The following is a 23,377-nucleotide window of genomic DNA, read 5'->3' as shown; positions in this document are numbered from 1 at the left end:
AAATCAGGATTGAAACTCGTCGCTTTTCACCTCCATATCATTCTACATCCAATGGAGGAAGGCTGTTATCCTCAAATCTATCAAAGTCCGATTGGAAAAGACGGTCTTGAATGACTCTGTATTTTTCAAACTCTGATTCAGCAAACTCTTTGGCATATTCGGCAGAAACTTTTCCGCTATCCTGCAATATCGGGCCATCAAATAAATTAATGAATTTATCTATTCGCTTTGCCCAATCTTCCATTGTCATAGGTATATGACGCATAGCCATACTTTCTGCCATATCAAGCGAAGCATTGACTATCCTGCCCATTTCTTCCAATTCTTTTTCTCGTAAATAATTCTTTGCTACAGACACGTCAGTTTTGACAATTTTTCCATTCGGAGCATTCTCCCATGTGGTCAATCCCATGTGTTCTTTATCTGCATTGGCCCGTTCTACAATCAGTTCCGCAGCGGTATGCCCATGCACAGCATAGTGCATTTTGTTCTGTACCTTCTTGAAGAAAAGACGGGTTGTCGGAGCATCCTTGTTATAGTCTATTGCCGTAGCATAGATATCCGTGAGTTTCTGATAAAAACGACGCTCACTCAGCCTTATCTCCCTTATTTCGGCAAGCAAATGCTCAAAGTAATCCACGCCCAAGAAGGACCCGTTCTCCATTCGCTTATGATCAAGCACATATCCACGAATGGCAAACTGCCGGAGTACAAACGTACACCACTGACGGAACTGAGTGGCACGAACAGAATTGACTCGATACCCGACACTAATAATGGCATCAAGATTATAGAAGGTTGTGTTATAATTTTTGCCATCTGAAGCAGTTGTTTCCAAAATGGAAACAACTGAGTTTTCAACCAATTCACCACTCTCAAAGATTTTTTTAAGGTGCTTACTGATTGCTGGCACGCCCACATCAAAGAGCTGCGATATAGCTTTCTGCGTTGCCCAAATGGTTTCACACTTATACATCACCTGAATCCCATCTTCTTTGCCTTCAAGCATGAAAATGAGGAACTCTGCTGTACTATTTCGTATTTCTATATTCTTTGCCATAATTCTTTTTGTATCATCACAACAACAAGTTGTTTTTTGATAATTTGTAACGCATTTTTATATCACCATATACTACAGCACCTTCTTAATATCATCAATGATTATCGGAGATAATTCTAATTCATCAAGATTTAATGACCTTAACCAGGTCAAGCACTCTTCTTTCGATTTTTCCGTTGATATAGTACGATCTGTCAATTCAAGAACGGTATTACGACTTAAGCCTAAAGCCAATAATGAGAGATGTGTCTTTTGAGACACTCCAAACTCCAACCAAAGATTTAATTGAGGAATACTTTCCAATAGTTCCTGCTTATTGTTTATCTCAAGAACATATCGAAGTATATCAACATAACAGCTCGAATCTTTGGCAAATTGATATCTAACAAAACTTTCCACATTTTCCATTACCTCTCTAATCACCGCAGGAAGTTTCTTATTATAACGATTTCTTTTATAAGATTCATAACTTTTGCGAATAAGATATGACAATGGTTTCCCTGACATCCAATTAATCAATAATATTGCTCTAGAAGCATTTAATTGTTGGGGATAATATGAAATAGTGCGACCTATAATATCAATAAGATTCTTATATTCCTCAAAGGCATTAGTATCATTGGGATAGACAGGGATTAATGTATCAATCTCATCAAGATGCTCCGTAAAGAAATTATATAATTCCTGTTGAGCTAAAGGCGATATACCTGGATTTTTCTTTATGATAGCGCTTGGTAATGTGATCTTTGATTGAATTGAGTATAATTCAGTCATTAATTCATTATAAAATGGATTTGAAGGCGCTATCTCTTTTTCCAATACATATCTTATGTAAAAATAGCCAAACGCAAACTCCAAGTCTGGCCGTTTTTCAGCCTCTTGTCTAGGAGATTGATGCCGAATATAATCCAATAATTCTTCACCTTTATTTTCAATAACATTTAACGCTCGTTTAATCTCTTGTTTCGCTTTATTTGGTTCTGGCTGGACGCTCCATTTTAATGGTTCTATACAAAATATATTCCCACTATATTCTTTACCTAATCTACCAGCCCTACCCGCCAAATTCCAAAAATCGTTTTGGTTCAACGGATTTCCTATACCTCTTGATGGTTTTCTTATAATAATAGATTTAGCTGGGAGATTAACACCTTCCAATAAAGTTGAAGTACAAACTAAATATTCAATTTTCCCAATAGAGAACAATCTCTCTATTTCATTTCTTATAAGCAAGGGCATATTTCCATAATGAAATGCAATCCCCTTAGATAAAACTCTAGCCAAAACATACTGAGCATGAATAGTGCTCTGCACTAATCCAATAAGCTCGGTTGTTTCGGAATCCGGTTGACGTTCTGGTAGTAAATCGTAAAGCAAGCTAGCAGTATCTTCAGCATCAGCTGCTCCATTACTATAAATCAGACATCCACCTTTATTCGATGTTTGATAAGCAGTATGAACTATTTTATGTCGTTCTGTTGTAGGACGATCGGTCATAACTATTTTCCCCAACAAAATAGTATTCTCAACAGTACATAAATGGATTTGCCATTCTCTGATTTTTCTGGGAACTTGAGAAACATATAAAAGATTTTGATTAACAGCAACAAATTGAGTATTGACCTTACACTTTCTGCTATTATTGATAACATTTTCCAGAAGAATCTCTGGATTTGATGTAAAAGGACTAGAAAAAAATACCTTGATAAAAGAATTAGCTTTAACGACATCTTCTATCTTCTGTTGAAGTAAAATTCCTCTATTCCCATCTTCAATTTTATGTGCTTCATCGACAATAAGAATATCTATTCTGTTATTAGAATTCCCATGTAAAAACCAATGAAGACGCTCCTGCGTAAAAACAAAAATATTAGATTTTTCTTCTATAATCTCTTCTTGAGGAGGCACTGTCGTCACATTCGTCAGATTCTCTAGATTATACTGTTTCAGTAATGCTTTTAAATCAGATTCAACTTGACTGATTAACGCTCTTGTGGGTACAACATATACAATATTTTTATTGCCTTCGGTTAATTCTTCTAATAAAAGAGTACAAAGAATGTAAGACTTACCAGCTGAAGTTGGAGCTGATATACTTATTGTCTCATTATGTTTATATGCGGAATAAACCTCTTTTTGAAACTTATTCAAAAGGAATATATCATCATTTACAATTATGGCATGTTCAATATCTGACTTGTTTTGTTGGAGTTTCAAGGTAAAAGGATAGCTATCTCTAAAGTTCTTTTTTAGATACTGTTTATCCAATGCAATTTTAATTGCAGGCTTAATTGTTAAATTATCCAGAACAAATGCAGCGGCATTTTTTTGATTTTCATTAGTTGCCTCCTGTGTTAAACAAGTCTGAGCTATACGGAGAGCAGCATCCAAATATTTGCTTTCATCGCAATAACTAAATAGTGATGCTATACTTAATATGTTATTCCAATCTATCTGAGACAATAAATCTGATTTATCTTTATCCCACATTAAATTAGGAATAGTATCACTAACGGACAATGTAAGTAAAGCCTCATATTGACGTTTGAAACTATCTAAGTTATAAACTTTTTCAGCTAACATTATTTGATTGTTTGAAGATAATACTTTCTAAAATCGTCAACAGAAGGAAAGGGCATTAAAAAGACATGAATCTCCTTTTTATCAAGATTTTCATGATCTTTTATCTTTTGACCTATAGTATTATGCCATTTCTCATATTCTGTCAATATAGCATTCCTTACGTATTCTGTAGTTTTTGTAATATCTGTATCACTTGGGTATTTATCAAAATCAAATCCAATAAAACATACACCCTTATAAACTAAATGATTTGATTGTTCTTTATCTTTATCAAAATACCCTACAAGTATATTCTCAATAGCTTCATCGTTTATATTTTGGTGTATATTCGATGTAATCAAATCTATGTCTCTTTCTTGTGTTGAAGTACAACCTTTAGGATCAAGTAGAAACCCCTTTAAACTATCAAAACAATTTGCTACTGCCACATTTAAATCTTGATACATTTTTGCTTCCGCCCAATATAGTTCAAGGTTACCCGTTATGCTATTATACTGAAAATGGACGCCATCTGCTCCTTGATAATGCATTTTGGTGGATGTTTTTAAAGACATTTTACTTATCAGTTGTGGAAGTTTCAATATATCCTGTGTAAGAATATATAATAAAATTTCACCACCTTCTCCAGTTTTATTCAAATCAGTAAAAAGATTTTCAGCTTTCTTTCTTAACTGAATTATCTTTCTCGTAGAACCTGTTTTATTTAAATCACTTCTTGCCTCATCTATCTCCTTTTTTGGGATAGCATAATCAACTATTCGAGAATCAATATATTCGATTAAATCTTGAAGTCTTAACTTACCATTAGCATCAACTTTTAGACAATAGCAATATCCTTTAGATTCAGTATCAGGTATATCTATGCAGTACCTGACCTCCTCAATACGGGACTTTATTGCCTCATTTGTATTAATTACGAACTATATTAAAAAATGCGGAAAAAGAGTAATAATATCGGAGAATGGTTCCTGCTAAGGTCTGTTGGAGACGAATCCGTCGACATATTCTTTATCGTGCGCAACAACAGCAAAAGCCTGCCTGACGAGTTTATTTGCGACAGCGATCATAGCGAGTTTTCCCGACTTTCCGTTTTGCCTGAGCCTCGTATAAGTCTCTTTGCATTGGGCATTGAACCTACTGGCAGGCCAAGCGGCGATATAGAGAAGTCCTCTGGTGTATGCGTCTCCGTTTCGGTTGATATGCCCTTTGATGTTTACCGAAGTTCCGGATTGTTCGTAAGTGGGACAGATACCGAGATAGCGGGACACCTGCTTGGCATTCTGGAAGTAAGTGAATCCTCCGGTAGTGATGATGAGCGCCGTGGCGAGCGTTATGCCTATACCTTTGATGGTTGTCAGGAGTGCGAGTTGCCGGCTGAACTCGACTTCGACAAGATCCGTGAGTTCCGACTGAAGCCTGTCACGCTTCTTTTCAAGGAACTTGATCGTTTCGTCTACGGTATGAGTTGCACCTTTGTCCGGGACAGGCAGACATGCGAGAGAGCCACGAAGGTTCGACATGGCGGTAATCTGCTTAGTAAGTTGGCGAATGACGGTTCTTTTCTGTCGGAGCCGCAGGATGGCCTCTCCCTGGACCTTGAAAGGACGCGGGTTCATCTTCTCTCCGTACAAGGTAATGAGTCGTGCATCGCTCTTATCGGTCTTGATCGTAGAGAGCATGGCTTTGGCGAAGTTCTTTACCTTCAGCGGATTCTCCATGCTGACAGTAATTCCGGCGACATTGAGCATATACAGCAGCAAGGCACTGTAGTTCCCTGTCGCCTCCATAACACAGTGGATACTGCCATCTTTGGGGAGAGTCCCGATAAACTGTCTGATACCAGCGGTCGTGTTGTTAAAAGTACGGATCTCCCCGCCTTTGTCGGAGGAGTAAGCTACCACGAATGTAGCCTTGCTCACGTCGATTCCAATGTACCTCATGGCCGTTCGTTTTTTGGTTCTAACGACATCGCTTACATCTTGGTCCTTCATTGCGAATGCGGGCTCAAACACCTTACGAACTATCCGGATTCTGATGTAAAGAGTATGGGGTCAGAACATAATTCCCGGTTTAGAAGACCAATGAGAGATCGGACTTATTCCATACTCTGATGTCTTTACTATTCAAATTTAATTAACTAAGTACAAATATACAATGAGATTGTTTATAGCATTTTCTATTCTATCCATTCTACTCCTAATTAAATTATCAGTATCTAAAAGTTCTTCAAACAACTAATATTAGTAATACATCTCAATATACTGATAAGCCTTATCAAAAACTTCTTGATCTTTAATCTGGTAGTTAACCCACAGAATAGAACGTAGTTTCTTTTTAATTTCTCGCTGAGCTGTAATGCTTTTAAAAGCGTCTTTAAACTTACGTACAATAGCTACTACATTTTCATCAATATCAGCAACTACACGTTCTACAATGATAGGTGTATCCTCTGTTCTAATTGATTCAAATAACTCCGTAAGAGCAACTTTAGCTTGTTCCCTCTTGTCAAGAGGTTGATTTGAGTTTTTTTCTTCTTCAAGCACTTCTTTGGCAAGGGTGAGCAATCCTCGGAGGAAATCAATACTAGTTATAAGATTCTCCTCCATATGACGGCGCAGTTCATCCAATTTCTCGGCAAATGCCTTGTAATTAGGGTCTCCATGATGCTCTCCCAACCTCAAACGAAGCATTTTTTCCACTTCCAATATCTTTTTAGGATTGTCTTTGGCTTGCTCCAACACCATATCAATTACATCTCCATCTACCACAAGATCTTCAAGTGGCATCCCGATATCAATTGTATCAATGTTACGATGAATGATTTCAATAGTCTTAGCTCCTAATAAAGTCCATATAAGTGAACCTCCGGTACTAACAGGACGTACGCTTTGATATACCTGAGCCAGCCAAGTATAATCCGCCTGATAAGCAGCCAGCATTGCATCCGGGCTTACTGTTTCCCAAGCTTTAGCCAATCGTGAAAAATGTTTTGCAAAATTCGTTTTTGTAGACTCATCAAGTAAACATTGCTGGGCAGCTTGCAAACCTTCCCAACCACCGATTGTCCGGTCTACACCAGGGAAAAAGTCAATACACTCTTGCAAAAATTGAGGTATCAACACTTTTATCTCATCAATATTCTTTACAACCGTTTTTACCGTATCCTCATCAAAAGCAAGGCTTTTGGCTACATTATCAAATACACCAACGAAATCTACAATCAGACCACATTTCTTATCAACATTGTACTTTCTATTCGTACGGCAAATAGCTTGTAACAACGTATGATCCTTCATTGGTTTATCAAGATACATACATTGCAAAATTGGAGCATCAAAACCTGTCAACAGCTTTGAAGTGACAATCACCATTTTAATCGGTGACAATGGATCACGGAATTGGTCAAGAAGTTTTCTTTCTTGTTCTCTATCACGACGGTATGCCTTATACTCATCAGCTTTATCGCCAGCCGTATGCATAACGATAGTGGTTGCATCTTCCGAACCCAAAAGAGCATCAATCGCTTTCTTATATTTCACACAGCAGTCTCGGTTATATACCACGACTTGAGCTTTCATTCCAGTGGGCTCTACATACTCTTTGAAGTGATTTACAATATAACGTGCGACATCGTTAATTCGCTTCTCCGCTGTAAAAAATGCTTCAACAGACGTACGCTTTACTAATTCATTTTTTTCTTCTTCTGATATCTGATCAGTCAGTTCATCAAACTCTTCTTGCAATTGCTCTTCGTTAAGATGCATCTCTACCGGCACTGTCTGGAAGTTCAATTCAAGCGTAGCTCCATCTTCAACAGAATTTTGGAAAGTGTATTTTGAAATATACCCACCTTGTTCTAAATCCTCATCAGCACCAAACGATTGAAAAGTATTCTTATCCCGCTTGTTTATAGGCGTTCCGGTAAGGCCAAAGAAAAATGCATTAGGCAGTGCATTGCGCATTTTTTGTCCTAAATCCTTTTCCTGAGTTCGGTGTGCTTCATCTACCAACAGTATGATATTATCTCTTTCATTCAGTACACTATCAACATCTCCGAATTTGAAAATTGTCGTTATCAGAATCTTGCGCTGATCCTGCTTGAAAAATGCAACTAACGCTTCTTTTGTCTTTGCTGATTCTATATTGGGTATATCAGCACGAGTAAAATCACCAGTTATCTGATCTTCCAAATCAATACGGTCATCAACGATAACAACAGTGGGAGCATGTAATTCGTTCTGCAAACGTAATTTTTGGGCAGCAAATACCATCAGCCATGATTTTCCCGAACCTTGGAAATGCCAAATAAGACCTTTCTTCGGACCTTGTTTCTCACGATATGTATTTAAAACACGCTGAACAATAGCTTCACCTCCTAAATACTGCTGATAGCGGCAAACAATTTTTATTTTTTTGCCTGATGATGTTCCTGTAAAAACACTATAATAACGATATATGTCAAGCAGTCGGTTTGGTTGAACCAACCCCATTACGTTACTTTTAACCGACTCTATCGTACCATACTGACGACTCTCATCCTTAAACCAAGGCCCCCATTTGTCAACTGGTGTACAGATGCCGGCATATTGAAGTTCTTTTCCTTCTGTAGCAAAGGTCAATATATTCGGAACAAACATTTCAGGAATGCTCTTTTCGTAATGCAGCATATCAATGGCTCCGTCAGCCCATGTTATCTGAGGGCGAACAGGAGATTTTGCTTCACCAACACAAACCGGAATTCCATTTATCAGATAAATCAAATCCAAACGTTTACCGCCTTCAACAGAACTACGTGGAAACTCCTATTGATTGGTCACTACACAATAATCTTCGACCGCATCTTCGCTGAAGAATCTGATAGGTATATATTCACCATCCTTTCCAAAAGGCTCTGTGTTTTCATTAAATAACAATGTACGAAAACGGTCATTGGCAGTCACCAATTCATCATAATTACCTCCACAAGTAATAGCAGCACGGAGTTTATAAATAACTTGCTCCGCTTGTTGACGTGTTATCGGGTTCAACCTGACAAGAGCTTCCAATAGCCATGATTCAACAAGAACAGAATCAGAACTACGAGGTATATCCTGTGACTTTACATACTGCCAACTACTTTGGGTTGCAGCTTCTATGAGCATTTGCTCCACTGTATTGTCTTCGTTAAACATATCTATGATTTTTATTGTTATCAATTTAATAATTAAGCGATTTTCCTTAATTCGTCACTTTGTATGTCATTCAAATATACTAAAGCTTTTTGAATAACAGATTTTGATTTATCGGCCTGTTGAGCAATGGCTGCAAAGCGATGCTGAGATTCAATCGGTGGGATTGGTATTATCACATTGCCAAGATTTCCACGGCTAACTCTAAGTCTTGTAGTTCCTGTCTTTATTTTGTTTATTTGGCTCGCATAAAGAGCTGTTTTAGAAAATGAAATAAGAAACTCTGGAAGTAAAGTTGCATTCAATCTAACAATAGTGCAATCCACTGCTGTTATTGCCTTACCAATCCCTTCCGGTACAATACAAGCTCGACCAATAGGATCTGGCAATCTAGAAATCAGAATATCACCAGGCACAACTTCCGTACAATTAAGTTTTTTGAAGGTTTCTTCTGTTATATAGCGACTTTTGTCTTCCCTACCCTTGAAAAATCCAAATCCAACATTACCTGTTTGAATAAGGCGTATTCCGTTATCTGATTGATCTTTAGATTCAATCCAATCACCATCAATAAAAGTTGCACATAATGATGAAAACGTACCTTGAGATTTACAATTTCCAAACATCTCGATAAATTGCGACATACTAACCAATAAATTTACGGTGAGACATTTTTACATTTGTCTGATTCACCATAGCATATTGCAATGTTGTATCAAGACTTTGATGCCCTAAGAGATGCTGGACCTGCTCTATGGGCATACCTTTATCTATCGCCATTGTTGCCAACGTGCGGCGGAATTTATGAGGATGTACCTTAGGAATATTCAATTCACATCCCAATCGACGTAACCGAATTTCCACGCCACTTATCTGTAGGCGGTCATAAGGTGCTAATAACGAGACAAACAGAGCAGGATTATCATCTATCCGCTCCGCTAAATAACGTTGTAAATGTATCTTTGTACGAGCATCGAAATAAACTCGACGTTGCTTATCTCCTTTACCTGTAACGATGCATTCCCTATTTTCAAAATCTATATCATTCCGATTGAGTTTGACCAACTCCCCGACACGCATACCGGTAGAGGCCAACAAATCAATCAAGGCTAAATCACGAATACCTTCGCAATGGTCACGCATTTGTTCCAACGCTTCATCGGAGTATGTTTCTTTGACTGTTTTTCCGACTTTTACTTTATGAATCCGACGTACCGGACTCTTCACAATATAATCTTCATCCTCAAGCCATGAGAAGAAGCTCGACAAGATGCGACGTATATTGTCTACCGTAACCTTTGTTGCCCCACTTGTTAGTTGGTAGTCATTTAGATAACTACGCAAATCATCCGTCGTAATATGACGAATATTTTTTCCTATTTTCCTGATTGCATTATTTAACGTACTTCGATAATAGTGCATCGACTTATCCGAACATCCTTCAACTCTTTTAGCCGACAAAAAACTATCTATCAATTCACTATTACCACTGCACTCTTCATTGTTCTTAGACGACACGTTGATATCACGAAAGGCATAATCTAGCACCTTCCGTAATTGACTCATTTGCTCGTTGTTTAAAACACCAAGCATAGCCTGCTCTATGTCATTAATCAGATTCTCTATCATATTATTAATAAATTAGTTATCCAATTAAGCCACAGCTATCAACGTATCTATTTTATTCTATCCGTTTATTAAACTCTTTATGACTTTATCGATATGTTCAATGCACTGCTTCAATTCAAATTTTGATTTGTCGGCCTGACGGTAGATCTGTTCAAATTTGTTTTGTTCGTCTCTTGAAGGTAGTACTATAGACTTAGACATAAAGTCCGACATGCTTAAATTTTGGATACCGGTAGTTTGGCTTGCCATTGCTCTCATTGCAGCCTTATTGATATTATAGGAATTATATAAAGCGTAGAATAAATATACTGGATTTACAGATTCCTTAGGACGCAATGCTTGTGTAAAATTATTAAGCAAATAATCACCTATTTCATCGAAAAACACGACTCTACCAACCGGATTATCCTTAGTACCTCCGGACCTCTCCAAGATTGTGTCACCTTGTTTGAGCTTTTTTCGTGCAACTTTTTTAGGCTCAATATCTCTAGTTACAACATCCGCCAGATCAAGATGTCCTTCATTAGTAAAGTTTGTTGTGCGAATCACTTTTATAGCATTTTCAGAAGTCGGTTCGCTTCCCCATTCCCCTGGGAATGTATCAGATAACAAATCTTCCAATTTGCAATAAGATTCAACGGTCCCAAACATCTCGATAAATTGCGATTTCACCATTTCATCAGTGGCAACAAGTAGTTTCTTATAAGCCTCCTTCAATCGATAGGCTGCCCATAATTTATCAGCAAGAACTTTTTGTTCCTCTAATGAAGGTAATTCGAACTCATAATCAACCAAATGCTCCCATTTTACACGAGGTGATAGAGATCCAGCAGAGCCTCTATTAGCATAGTCAAAAAATACAGGTGTTTGGATTATGAAAGGCAATAACTCAGACACCATTTTCCCTTCTATTGCTTCTATTACAGTTATGTCGCCTGAGCATATACCATCAAATTCAGCAATTGCAGCCTTACGTTGATAAGCTCGACGTCTACCAAATAAGACTTGTCCCTTTACAAACCTTTTTGAAAAAGTATTATCTGTATTTATATCATATGCATCAAAACGTATTTCATCAGGGATAAGATGTTCCAAACCAACTATAGGAACATCCTGTTTACTTTTTGTCCATTTAAGTCGACTTTCACGAGCGACATCACCTAATTTTACTACACCCATACTATTTAATCAACTTAATTAACTCATCCATTTCATTTATACATTGACTATGAGAGGAAATCCAAACATTTATAGCATCCTCTTTAGAGACAGTAAGTGCATCCTTTAGTACACTTTGATATGCGTACAATGATATATTCAGATTAAACTTCTTTTCTCTAATTTCATCATTACTTACAATTCTTGAGAAGCCATCCAATTCTCTATTTTGCTGGTATGCATTTACAATCCTTTGTATATGTTCTGCCAACAACATACTCTCTGCATTTTTTCTTGTAACTTCATTCACAGCATTTATCATCAAAACTCGATTCTTTTTGCTATTAGCCTTTGAGCAGTTACATATTAATATGCAAGCTTCCATAGGAGAATTATAAAACAAGTTTGCTCCCAAACCTATTATACAATCAAGTATATCCATTTCAACGAGTTTCTTTCGTAATTCTAATTCTTCATCACGAAATAGTACACCATGGGGAAAAAGAATCGCACATCTTCCCTGAGTTTCATTCATTGAAGCTATGATATGCTGAAGAAATGCATAATCAGCTCTCCCTTGCGGAGGTGTGCCTAAAAAATTACGTCCCCACTTATCATTCATGAATTTTTCACGATTCCATTCTTTGATTGAATAAGGAGGATTTGCTAGAACAATATCGAACTTTCGAAGATGGCTTCCATCTAAAAACGCTGGATTCTCCAACGTATCAGCACAGGCAATCGAAAAATCTTCAACTCCATTCAAATAAAGATTCATTCGTGCAATAGAAGATGTCAAACCGTTTACTTCTTGTCCAAACACCTGCACACTCTGCCACTCTTCACCTTTGTTACGCAGATAGTCTAAGCATTTGACCAACATCCCTCCTGAACCGCAAGTAGGGTCATAAATGCTTTCATTCGGTTGGGGTTGCAGTATTTCAGCCATAAGTTGAACGACCGTTCTATTCGTATAGAACTCCTGAGCTGTATTCCCGGCATCATCGGCAAACTTTCCAACAAGGTATTCGTATGCCTGCCCCATTTCGTCGGCAGGACAAGCCTTCAGGCTCAACGTATATTTAGAAAAATCCTCAATCAACGAAGTAATGATACTATCGGGCATCTTAGCCTTATTGGTCCATCCGTCCTTAGGTCCGAAAATACCTTCTAATCCTCCGATTTTTCTACCATCCATTTCCTTGGCAGGATTGGCTTGTTCTATGGCAATAAATGCTTCGACTAATTTATTACCAACATTTTCCGTCACCTCACGAACATCTCTCCAGTGCGCACCATCAGGAATGCGGATGGGAAGATCTTCTACTTGCATACCTGCATACTCAACTCCTCCTTCACACACGAATCCTTCAAACTGTTCATCATAAACATCGGAAATGCGTTTAAAAAAAAGCAAAGGGAAAATATACTCTTTATATCCTGCCGCATCAATCTGACCACGCAAATGAGTGGCAGCCGCCCAAAGGAAACCTTTAAGTTCATCGAGCGTAATAGGGTCGTCAGGATGACGATATTGTTTTACTTTTTCTGCCATATTGATTATGCGTTAATGAGTAATGAAAATTCTTTCTCCAATCGCTTCACATCTTCGTATGCTTGTTTGAACTCTGCCAACACTTCCGCATAAGGATGAATTTCCTCCTTGTGGTAAACCACATAGCGATTGGGCGAAAGATTATACTCTTTATCTCTTATCTCCTGCAACGTAACGATTCGAGAATAGTCCTCTTCATCGGAGTAATTTTGATAAAGTGAATATAACCTGTCTATATCATTCTCTGCTAAAATATTCTGCGCTCTCTTTTGAGTTAGAATCTTGGAGCCGTCTATCATCAAAATCCGTCCGGAATGATGAGCCGGTTTCATTCTTCGTATTATCAAAAAGCACGGTGAAAGTCCAGTTCCATAAAACAATTTATCTCCTAACGTAACAACGGCTTCTATCAAATCACTTTCGACTAATTGTTTCCGTATTTCTGCTTCTTGATTTCCACGAAACAGAATACCTTGTGGCATTACAACAGCCATACGCCCCTTGCCAGAAGACATAGAACATATCATATGCTGAATCCACGCATAGTCTCCACAACTATCACTCGGTATACCATATATATTGCGCTTATATTTATCTGAACTCCATCCCGTTGCTCCCCAATTTTCAAGAGAAAATGGAGGGTTTGCTATAACACAATCGAATTTGGCGATATTACCACCTTGAAGAATTTTTGGGTCTCTCAATGTATCACCTTGCATTACATTAAAATCAGATGCACCATGCAGGAATAGATTCATTTTAGCAATGGCTGCATTCACGACATTCTTTTCCTGTCCGAATATACTTCCGCAGCAAAGAGAATCATCGTGCATATATCGTATAGCTTCGATAAGCATTCCTCCACTACCACAAGCCGGATCATATACAGTTTCACCCGGTTGCGGATCGAGAATATGTACTAATAATTTCACAACAGAACGAGGAGTATAAAATTCTCCGGCCTGGGCCTTACTGTCATCAGCAAACTTCTTTAATAGTATCTCGTAGGCATCACCCATTAAATCTGCAGGATAATCCTTATTACCAAGTTTTCGTTTTGATAGATGTTCTATCAGGTCACGAATCTTACTGTCATTGAGAATAGCCTTATTAGTCCATTTCTGAGATGAAAACATAGATAGCACCCCATACAATGTATCTGGGTTTGCTATCTCTATCTGTCTCATAGCACCAACTATGGCTGCTCCAAGATTTTCTGTACGTTCTCTGACTTCTTGCCAATGACAACCATCAGGAATAACAAAACGATGTTGTTCTGGCAGAGATGCATATTCCTTATCACCGCCACTGACAATTAAAGCTTCTTCTGTTTCTTCATCGTAAACATCTGATATCCGCTTGTAATAAAGCAAAGGCGTGATATAATCCTTGAAATTATCTTGGCTTACAGGACCGCGTATTATATTACAGGCCTCAAACAAGAAATTGTATAAGTCCTGTGCACCTGTAAGCTCTTTATTTATTGTTTTTTTTGCCATCTAATAACTCTGTCAAATAGTGGATTTGAGATTCCTTTATTTCATTAACTCAACAACATCTTCCGGCAACATTACATTCCCAGCATCATCTTTCGGAGCGTTCTTAAGGAACAGCACTGGAACGACGGTGTAGTTCTTGGCAAACGGCAGTAGATTAGCCTTGCGGAGAAGTTCAGTTGTTAACTGTTTACCATTCTCTTGAGTTGTCCATTTACATTCACCAACCAGCAGATACTTTTTATCAAGCGATTCTGCCATCACATCGAATTCGACCTGTTCAGGTTTCTTATCCTCATTGAGAACAGAACCCCACCAGCGTTTTGCCTTGCCATAAACTACTCCATTAACAAGATTTCCTGTGACAGCATCCCGACACAGTTTTTCCCATTGCATACTCACATACTCAGAGAAATGAGCAGTTAAAGCCTGTTCTATGGGTAAGCGACGACCAAGTTCAATGAACGAACGGTTAGGAACAACAAACTGATAGTAGAATGCCATAAACGGATCGGCTATCTTGTAAAGACTCTTTTTCGCATTCTTTTCATCAATCCCAAACGGAACATCTTTCTCCAAAAAACCGAGATCAATAAGTTTCTTCAATGGACGCGACAGGTTGGTTGCAGGCTCATTGCATCTTGCGGCAATCTCAGAAAGCCGATTTGCACCAGTACCGATATAAGACATGATCGTTGAAGTCTTGACAATATCCTTGACATCATCCTGAAACAGTTTTATAGGCTCTTCATAAAGAGTTCCATTTACAGAAAGGATATTGCGCCACAGAGCATCATCAAGCGAACTTCTGTTTTCCCTCAGTTCCCAATAACGCGGCACACCGCCCCATACGGCATACTCTTCAATGGCATTCATCGCATTAAGATGCAAAGCCTCTTGAATATACGGCAAACGTATCGGTGCAAGCCTCATTATTTCATCTGCACGCCCATATAGAGGTGCAGTAGAATCAAGGAACAACCCATACATCATATTTTGTGATGAACCGCAAAGTACCAGGTTATACTTCAACTGCTTCTCATCAACAAGTTTCTGCAATACAGACGGCAGCTCTGGTGATTGCTCTACAAGATACGGAAATTCATCCAAACATAGAGTAAAACGCTTGTCTGTCCGATAATTGACCGCACGAAATATAGATTCCCAATCTGGATATGTCAATTTGTCGAAATCTGGAAACACTTGTGCTATCACTTTTGCAAGCAATATCCTTTGGTGTTGGCCTTCAGAACGATCGGCAAGGAAATAAACATCCGTATCTGACAACACCCTTTTGATAAGCGTTGACTTACCCAACCGTCTGCGACCGTACATCACGACTAACGAGGACTTCTCTCTTGCAAGAGCATCCTTTAATCGTGCAGCTTCATCTATTCTATCAACGAATTTCATACGTCTTATTTATTATGCAATGCAAACATAATGTTTTTATAGCATAACGCAAAATTTTGAGCCATATTTTTTTATTCCAACAGAGCAAATTGCAACTTATGTATAGGAGAATAATAGCTCTACCCCTTTTTCGAAGCTCGCTTCCTTGTCTTCAGACTCAAATCCTGCAACGCTTTTCCCAACTTGTCTTCTTTGGCCAGCCACAGAATATCATCGTCAAGTTGCAAAGCATACAGCACACGCAAGTAGATTCCGATGGCTACTGTTGATGCACCTTTCTCTATTCGGGACACGGTCAACGGAGAGCAAGTAGCACGTTCTGCGATCTGAACCACACTCAGATTTCTTCGTAGGCGAGCCAATTTAATCTGCTCTCCTACAATCGACATTTTCTGCACCAATTTTCGAGGCAGTTTGGTTCCCATTGTATTCTTTGTCATAATCAACTCATCATATAATATATAAAGATATTAGATTTTATCTATTTAATGATTATTAAAAGGGAAAATCTCAAAACTAGAAGAGATGGCTAAAACAAGTACAATATAACGGTTCTACACTTTTTCAGGCGAATAAATCTTGTTCGCGACACTTTTTCAAACGAATCACAACCATTATACAACACTTTTCCAAGCGAATCCAATGTTTTTGCAGCCGATTCCGAGAAGCATTTTTGGAAAAGTGCGAAAGACAAGGTGATTTTGCTTTGGAAAAATGTAAATGCCATCATATTGTTTGTAAGTGCCAATACACCCATATAACAACAATATATTATTCGTTACATAAACACAAATCTCAAGATTAGATTGGCTATTCAAAATGAAAACCAACTTTACTTTATCCTCGTATTCATATATACGTGCATTAAAGTAAAGCTAACAGAGGGAGAAAAAGAAATGGCTTCGCCAAAGCCGAACCGAACGATATCTGCCGACTTTCTTTTTTTGACTGCAAAAGACACAGAAATCCTGCTCACAAAACAGACATGATTCGAGCCCTTGTCAAGACACAAGAGCCAACCCCAAAATCCGTAAAACCATCTCTGATTTTGCAACTCGAATCGGAGAAATAATCACCGATATGCCTTATCTTTGCGAACTGGAGGTTTCGGAGCAAAAGAGAGCCATTTTTCTCTTTTTTCCTTCGTTTGAAGATAAGCTAAGGTTAATAATCCTAAATCTTCGATTTTCGGCGAAAAAACAAGTAAATTTTTGAGCCTTCTATCTTTTAAGCCATAAAATATTGATAGTCAATTAGCATAATATGCTGCGTCGGCAAATAGCTAAACACCCTGAATACAAACATATTACAATACAACTCTACCTGTTAGCAGGTTAGATACTTTCATATATTTTCTTTTAGTTACCGTTTTCCGTGCATCTGTTTTCAGGGTCATGCAGAATCCGGAAAGAAATCGAGGTAACAATACGGCAATACAACTCTTTCCGGACTATGTCTTTTCGTGCATTTCCGACACTTCACAGCCGGATAGCTTGCCGGGCAACATCTGCCAAGGGCCGAAGCGGTCGTCAATAGTCAGATTGTTACTCTCCGCCCGTGCCATAACCAAGTTCTTCGTCAAATTGATCGCGGTCGATGGTGTTCCCCGGTTGTCTAATGCCCCAAACAACACGTAAGCGTCAAAATGAGAGAGACCTCTATCTCGACCAGCGTGGCCTGCCCCACTTCATTGTACGTCCCCGACAAGCAACCGACAGATCGTTGTGTCTCGTTTTAATGCCGGCCCAAAAAGCACTCTTGCTGCCGATGCCGCCATTTCCGGCGTTGTGAAGAAAGTTTGGTTTAGAACTCGAATAGATCAGCATTTATTTGCATAGATGTGTTTGACTGATTATCTTCGAAGCAAATTGCCATATCGAATATGAAACGATATATCTGTGTACTGCTTGTCTCGATTGTGCTGTTCGGGGGCTGCATGAACCGGAATCGAATAGCGAATACCCTTGTGCAGGTCGAAAAGGCCCTTGCCGTTGCTCCGGACAGCGCCATGCGCCTGCTGAAAGACATTCCGGCAAAATCGCTCGGCAACCAGGCGATGCGGGCCCGATACGCCCTGCTGTACATCGATGCCGCGGAACGTGCGCAACTCAATGAAAATACGGATTCCCTGCTTCGGATAACCTGGCGATATTACCGTAAGCACCCGCAAGAGATGCAAAACCGTTGCCGCACGCTCTATTACATGGCCCATAGCAAATTGCGCCAAGGCGACAAACCCGGAGCTCTGCGTTTGTTCCTGGAAGCCGAGAAAAACAACGACAGTCTCGACAATCCCAGAGACCGGGGAATGCTCTATTTATCCATCGGAGACGTTTACCGGGGCGAGTTGAATTTCGTAAGGGCCTACCGTTATTATCGGGAGGCCCGCGAACTGCTCCTGCGTTCGGGAGACATGCGCCATCGGATCGAAGCATTGCTCGGCATGACGGCTTGCGGTCTGCGTATGCACGACTTCGAGCAGACGCGCCGTAATTGCAGGCTGGCTCTCGAATTGTCGGACGAAGCGCACTACGAACAATTAGCACAGAAAAGTCTCGGTTATCTGGCGGCTCTGTACGCTCTGTCCGACAAGGGTTCTTTGCCAGAAGAGGATGTTACGGAGAATCGAGCAATCCGTTCACCGGGATACGACCGTCACGGGTTTTCGTACACGGTCCCAAATACAGCTGCTCCGCAACCGTCCCGACAGCGCCCGTCACTACATCGAACGCGCCGAAAGAATTGCGAACAGCGAGGACCTTCCGATGTTGCTCTATACGGCTTATAAGGCCGACATATCGGCAGGACGTTACCAAGAAGCGACGTGGAATATCAACAAATTCATCTATTACAGCGATTCGTTGACCCGTTCGTCCCTGCAAGGATCTGCCGGGATGATTGAAAAGGAGTATTTCCGGGAACGATCCGCTTTCTACGATTATAGGCTTCAAAATCGCCGGACATGGGAAATCACGATCGTCGTCGCCGCGCTGTCGCTGCTCGGAATTGCGGGATATATAATCCGGCAGCGGATACACCTGCATCAGGCGAAAAACGAACGCTATATGCTGCTTGTTCGAGAGATGCAATCCGAATATCGGAATCTTTCCGCCCTTCTGGAACGGAATCACGAACAGGATGCGTTGTTAAGGAAAGAGCTCGCCTCCCGGTTCGACATCGTGGAACAGATCGGCCGAACCTTGTATGAACGCGAACATTCCGTTTCGGAACAAGCGCAGCTGGTCCGGTTGGTGCGAAAACTCATCGACGACTTTTCGGAAAACGGAGAAATGCTGCTCACGCTGGAGCGGGTCGTGAATATAGTCCATGACGATGCGGTCCGGAAATTGCGGGACGACTTTCCGCAAATGAAAGATGCGGATGTCCGTTTGCTGTGTTATATTTTCGGAGGATTCTCCCCGCAAGTCATCAGCCTCTTCATGCACGATAGCGTCGCCAACGTCTATGCCAGGAAGTCGCGGTTGAAATCCCGCATTCGCACCTCGGAAGCACCGCACAAAGAGCTTTTTCTCGCCCTCCTCGGTTAGCTGTTAGTCCGGTGTTAGAAATCTGCACGAAACATATTTTTACAGCCCTGACAATCAGTATATAATCCATATACACCGTTAGATTTTTCAGTCCGTATCGCAAATCCCATGCGATACGGACTTCTTAATTTTACACACAGGAAATTAGCAAGAACGAAAACGTTTTTTTGATGAAGAAAAGTTACCTCTTATTAATCTTGCCGGTTCTATTCGGGGGAACGCTTTCGGCCCAAAATCCTTCCTCAGATACGGTCGGCGTAACAGTGTATTTCCGACAGGGACATTCGACTCTGGAGCCGTCGTTCCGTGACAACGGCCGGCGCCTCGACACCTTTTTCCAGCAGGTCGCCGAGTTGCGCCGTGATACGATGCGTCGAGTTCATTCGGTTCGTATCATGGCTTTCAGTTCGCCGGAAGGCAGTTCCGACTGCAACAGTCGGTTGTCCGAAAGAAGAGCGTTCCGGCTCGCCGATTTACTGCACCGTTCGACCGACCTCCCGGATTCATTGTTCGAGATCGTTGCGCGCGGGGTGAACTGGGAGGGACTGACCGATCTGGTCGATACTTCGGACATGCCGTACAGAGATGAGGTATTGAATATTCTACGCAACACTCCGGAATGGGTTGTTCGGAACGGGGTCGTTGTCGATGGACGTAAACGTCGGTTGGGAATGTTGCACGGAGGCCGGGCGTGGCAGTATATGTACGAGCATTTCTTTCCGAAATTGCGCGGTTCGGACGTTCGTGTCGTTTATCGGATCACACCCCTACCGAAACCCGTGGCGCAGCAGACGCCGGCTTCGGATTCTTCCATCGTCGCAACGGGCCCGGACGAGGCAACTCCCACGGAAGGCGGCACGGATATGATCGGGGATGCCGTGCGCGACACAGTGATCCTGGACAGTGCATATCCGGTCGGCTCCGGGGTTGCCGGAAGCACTTCGCGCGCACCTTTCTATATGGCACTCAAAACCAATCTGCTATACGACGCGGCGCTCGTTCCGAATATCGGCGCCGAGTTCTACGCGGGCCGGGGATGGTCCGTCGGCATCAACTGGATGTACGCATGGTGGAACAGCAACCGGCAGCACAACTATTGGCGGATCTACGGAGGCGACCTGTCAGTTCGCAAGTATTTCGGTCGCCGCGCTGCGGAGAAACCCCTTACGGGGCACCATCTGGGGCTCTGCGGCCAGTTGTTCACCTACGACTTCGAAACGGGCGGCCGAGGATACATGGGCGGCAAACCGGGCGGTACGCTCTGGGACAAGATGAACTATGCCGCGAGTCTGGAGTACGGTTATTCATTACCTGTCGGACGTCATTTGAACCTCGATTTCAGCATCGGCGTAGGCTATTGGGGAGGGGAATACCAGAAATATCTTCCCAAGGAGAGTCATTATGTGTGGACCGAAACCCGGCAACGCCACTGGTTCGGACCGACCAAAGCGGAAATATCGCTGGTATGGTTGCTCGGCCGCGGGAACTATAACGCAAAAAAAGGAGGTAAACGATGAAAAATATATTCTACACGATAGCGGCGGCATGTATATTAAGCACGACATCCTGCGAACATAAGAATCTTTGCTACGATCACGCGCACACAGGCATTGTAAATGTGGTTTTCGACTGGCGCAATGCCCCGAACGCCGCTCCGAAATCCATGTCGTGCTATCTGTTTCCGACCGACGGAGGAGAGGTTCTGCGCTATGAATTTACGGACAGAAACGGCGGTACAATCCGGGTTCCTGCCGGACGTTACGACGCTTTGTGCCTGAACAGTGACACGGAAAACATCAGCTATCGAAATACGGAGACGAAAAATGGTTTCGAGGTGACGACACGAACCACGGCCCTGCTGTCGGACCTCGCCGCCCTGGGCGTGCGTTCGTCTGGAGCGCCCCGTGCCGCAGGTACGGAAAGCGAACGGGTGGTGCTGTCTCCGGACATGCTCTGGAGCGATCATGCGGAGGGTATCGAACTGAAAGCAACCTCCGCGACGCAGACCGTCACGCTTTATCCGGAAGTATCGGTCAGCCGCTATACGGTCGAGATCCATAACGCCGAGAATCTGAAATACGTTTCAGGGATCAGCGGGTCCATCTCGAGTCTTGCGGGCGGTCTGTTAGCCGGCAAGGCGGAAACGACGGAAGAATGCGTCACGATACCTTTCGATGCAACTTTTTCTCCCGAGCAACACCTCATTACGGGGCAGCTGCTCGCATTCGGGCATTGTCCGTCGGTGCGGAACAGACACCAGCTGACCGTCTATGCGGTTCTGGCCGACCAGAGCCGGTGGTACTACACCTACGACGTGACGGATCAGATTCATTCGGCCCCGAATCAACGCGACGTACATATCGTTTTGAACGGGCTGCCGCTGCCGAAACCCATCGTCAACGGCGGCGGTTTCCAGCCCACGGTCGAAGAGTGGCAGGAAGTACCGATAGATATAGAAATGTGACGGTTTCTCTCTTTTCGGGAGAAAGATGATTCGCATGAAACAATTCAATGTTTAACTTCTTACTTAACTGTTCAATTATGAAAAAACAAATTCTTTTAATGACTGCGGCAGTTCTGACCATCACCTCCTGCTCGAAGGACGAATCGACGGAGGTCAACAACGGCCAGGCCATCGACTTCCGCGTTGCGATGGAGACCCGCGCGACAGAGACGACGACAGCCAATATCACGAACTTTTTGGTGACCGCCATCAATGCCGGCAACTCCAATTTCTTCACCGATCAGGCGTTCACGAAAACGGGCTCTTACTTCACCTCCAACCCTGCCTACTATTGGCCCAACGACGGCAGCAATCTCTCCTTCTTCGCCTATTCGCCTTCAGCCACGGATCTGGGCGCTACCATCTCGATTACCTCTGCGAGCAAAACGATGACCAATTTCAGCCCTGCTGCGGCGATCGCCAGCCAGAAGGATTTCATCACCGCGTCGGCTACGGGCAGCAAGACCAACGAATCGACGGGCGTAGCCCTGACGTTCGCACACCGCCTCGCGCAAATCGAGATCAAAGCCAAGAATGCGAATCAAGGCTACGTCTACAAAGTACAGGGCGTGCGTATAGGACAGCCTGTTTCCCAAGCGACGACGTTCGATTTCGGAACATCGGCGTGGACGCTCGGAACGACGAAGAGCAACTACGAGGTGACTTATACTTCGGCGAAAACCCTGAACGCTACGGCCGCTTCGATCATGGCGACGGACGGCAATAACGCCATGCTGATCCCGCAGCAGCTGACTGCATGGACGCCCGATTCGGACAAGACCAACACGAAAAAAGGTGCGTATATCGCGGTGAAGGTCAACATCACGACCGCGAGCGGCGCCCGTATCTATCCGGACGCTTCCGTCGGCGAGTACGACTGGGTGGCCGTGCCCGTCGGAACGAATTGGGTAGCCGGTCAGAAGTACGTTTATACGCTGGACTTCTCGAACGGCGCCGGTCGGGTCGATCCCGAAAAGCCCGACCCCACCGATCCGGATCCGTTCGAGCCGGGTGAACCCATCCTGGGCGACCCCATTAAGTTCACGGTTACGGTGACTCCCTGGGTGGATGCTTCGCAGAATCTGAACATGTAAGAAATCTTCCGGCTGACGTGCAGCCGGACAACCGGATCGGGAGGGGTTGAACCGCAGAGAACCGTCGTGTATTTAGTAGGTTATGTACGGCAGGTACGCGGGGAGGACGACGAAAGATCGGACTCTGTCCCCTCCCGATCGCTCAGGGAGCGTCACGCTCCGACTTCGGC

Annotated in this window: 18 protein-coding genes; 5 read left to right on the top strand and 13 right to left on the bottom strand. The window is 42.2% G+C overall.

Annotated elements, in window-relative coordinates:
- Positions 1–37 precede the first annotated feature (37 nt).
- The 13 genes from NQ519_RS09675 to NQ519_RS09615 all read right to left on the bottom strand — a co-directional run bounded on the left by NQ519_RS09675 (position 38) and on the right by NQ519_RS09615 (position 16,502).
- Positions 38–1,060, bottom strand: a complete 1,023-nt coding sequence (locus NQ519_RS09675; RefSeq protein ID WP_019151353.1) for a virulence RhuM family protein — start codon at positions 1,058–1,060, stop codon at positions 38–40.
- 72 nt (positions 1,061–1,132) lie between these two features.
- Positions 1,133–3,643, bottom strand: a complete 2,511-nt coding sequence (locus NQ519_RS09670; protein WP_083871090.1) for a DEAD/DEAH box helicase — start codon at positions 3,641–3,643, stop codon at positions 1,133–1,135.
- Positions 3,643–4,422: a HamA C-terminal domain-containing protein gene (locus NQ519_RS09665; protein ID WP_259810595.1), complete on the bottom strand. Its 780-nt coding sequence runs from the start codon at positions 4,420–4,422 to the stop codon at positions 3,643–3,645. The genes NQ519_RS09670 and NQ519_RS09665 overlap by 1 nt, the downstream gene beginning before the upstream one ends.
- Positions 4,423–4,614: 192 nt before the next feature.
- On the bottom strand, positions 4,615–5,583 hold the full coding sequence (locus NQ519_RS09660) for an IS110 family RNA-guided transposase (RefSeq protein ID WP_009597560.1): 969 nt from the start codon (positions 5,581–5,583) through the stop codon (positions 4,615–4,617).
- A 300-nt stretch (positions 5,584–5,883) separates the two neighbouring features.
- A complete protein-coding gene (locus NQ519_RS09655) occupies positions 5,884–8,409 on the bottom strand; it encodes a type I restriction endonuclease subunit R (RefSeq protein WP_227901137.1) in 2,526 nt (841 codons plus the stop codon).
- Between the two features lie 36 nt (positions 8,410–8,445).
- Positions 8,446–8,814 carry a hypothetical protein gene (locus NQ519_RS09650; protein WP_227901138.1) on the bottom strand — a complete coding sequence of 123 codons (369 nt, stop codon included), beginning with the start codon at positions 8,812–8,814 and terminating at the stop codon, positions 8,446–8,448.
- 32 nt (positions 8,815–8,846) lie between these two features.
- Positions 8,847–9,455, bottom strand: a complete 609-nt coding sequence (locus tag NQ519_RS09645) for a restriction endonuclease subunit S (RefSeq protein WP_083871095.1) — start codon at positions 9,453–9,455, stop codon at positions 8,847–8,849.
- A 1-nt stretch (position 9,456) separates the two neighbouring features.
- Entirely contained in the window at positions 9,457–10,440 is a 984-nt protein-coding gene (gene xerA, locus NQ519_RS09640) for a site-specific tyrosine recombinase/integron integrase (protein WP_019151359.1), read from the bottom strand.
- 57 nt (positions 10,441–10,497) lie between these two features.
- A complete protein-coding gene (locus NQ519_RS09635) occupies positions 10,498–11,619 on the bottom strand; it encodes a restriction endonuclease subunit S (protein ID WP_026076656.1) in 1,122 nt (373 codons plus the stop codon).
- 1 nt (position 11,620) lies between these two features.
- Complete coding sequence (locus NQ519_RS09630; protein ID WP_019151361.1) at positions 11,621–13,153, bottom strand: type I restriction-modification system subunit M; 1,533 nt, start codon at positions 13,151–13,153, stop codon at positions 11,621–11,623.
- A 5-nt stretch (positions 13,154–13,158) separates the two neighbouring features.
- A complete protein-coding gene (locus NQ519_RS09625) occupies positions 13,159–14,652 on the bottom strand; it encodes a type I restriction-modification system subunit M (protein ID WP_044118764.1) in 1,494 nt (497 codons plus the stop codon).
- Between the two features lie 36 nt (positions 14,653–14,688).
- A complete protein-coding gene (locus NQ519_RS09620) occupies positions 14,689–16,062 on the bottom strand; it encodes an ATP-binding protein (protein WP_019151364.1) in 1,374 nt (457 codons plus the stop codon).
- 119 nt (positions 16,063–16,181) lie between these two features.
- Positions 16,182–16,502: a helix-turn-helix domain-containing protein gene (locus NQ519_RS09615; RefSeq protein ID WP_019151365.1), complete on the bottom strand. Its 321-nt coding sequence runs from the start codon at positions 16,500–16,502 to the stop codon at positions 16,182–16,184.
- A gap of 1,442 nt (positions 16,503–17,944) precedes the next feature.
- Between NQ519_RS09615 and NQ519_RS09610 the strand changes: the two genes are divergently transcribed.
- The 5 genes from NQ519_RS09610 to NQ519_RS09590 all read left to right on the top strand — a co-directional run bounded on the left by NQ519_RS09610 (position 17,945) and on the right by NQ519_RS09590 (position 23,207).
- Positions 17,945–18,850 (top strand): hypothetical protein, encoded by a 906-nt coding sequence (locus tag NQ519_RS09610; protein ID WP_052308448.1) that lies wholly within the window; start codon positions 17,945–17,947, stop codon positions 18,848–18,850.
- 106 nt (positions 18,851–18,956) lie between these two features.
- Positions 18,957–19,610 (top strand): hypothetical protein, encoded by a 654-nt coding sequence (locus NQ519_RS09605; RefSeq protein ID WP_154651042.1) that lies wholly within the window; start codon positions 18,957–18,959, stop codon positions 19,608–19,610.
- Positions 19,611–19,780: 170 nt separating this feature from the next.
- Positions 19,781–21,127: a DUF3575 domain-containing protein gene (locus NQ519_RS09600; RefSeq protein WP_026076657.1), complete on the top strand. Its 1,347-nt coding sequence runs from the start codon at positions 19,781–19,783 to the stop codon at positions 21,125–21,127.
- A complete protein-coding gene (locus NQ519_RS09595; protein ID WP_044118765.1) occupies positions 21,124–22,074 on the top strand; it encodes a DUF5119 domain-containing protein in 951 nt (316 codons plus the stop codon). Before NQ519_RS09600 ends, NQ519_RS09595 begins: the two co-directional genes overlap by 4 nt.
- Before the next feature lie 98 nt (positions 22,075–22,172).
- Entirely contained in the window at positions 22,173–23,207 is a 1,035-nt protein-coding gene (locus tag NQ519_RS09590) for a fimbrillin family protein (protein ID WP_019151371.1), read from the top strand.
- Positions 23,208–23,377 lie beyond the last annotated feature (170 nt).

This window comes from Alistipes senegalensis JC50 (assembly GCF_025145645.1).
Taxonomy (GTDB): domain Bacteria; phylum Bacteroidota; class Bacteroidia; order Bacteroidales; family Rikenellaceae; genus Alistipes; species Alistipes senegalensis.
Note: the sequence above shows the minus strand (reverse complement) of the source record. Positions and strands in the feature narration are given on the sequence as shown.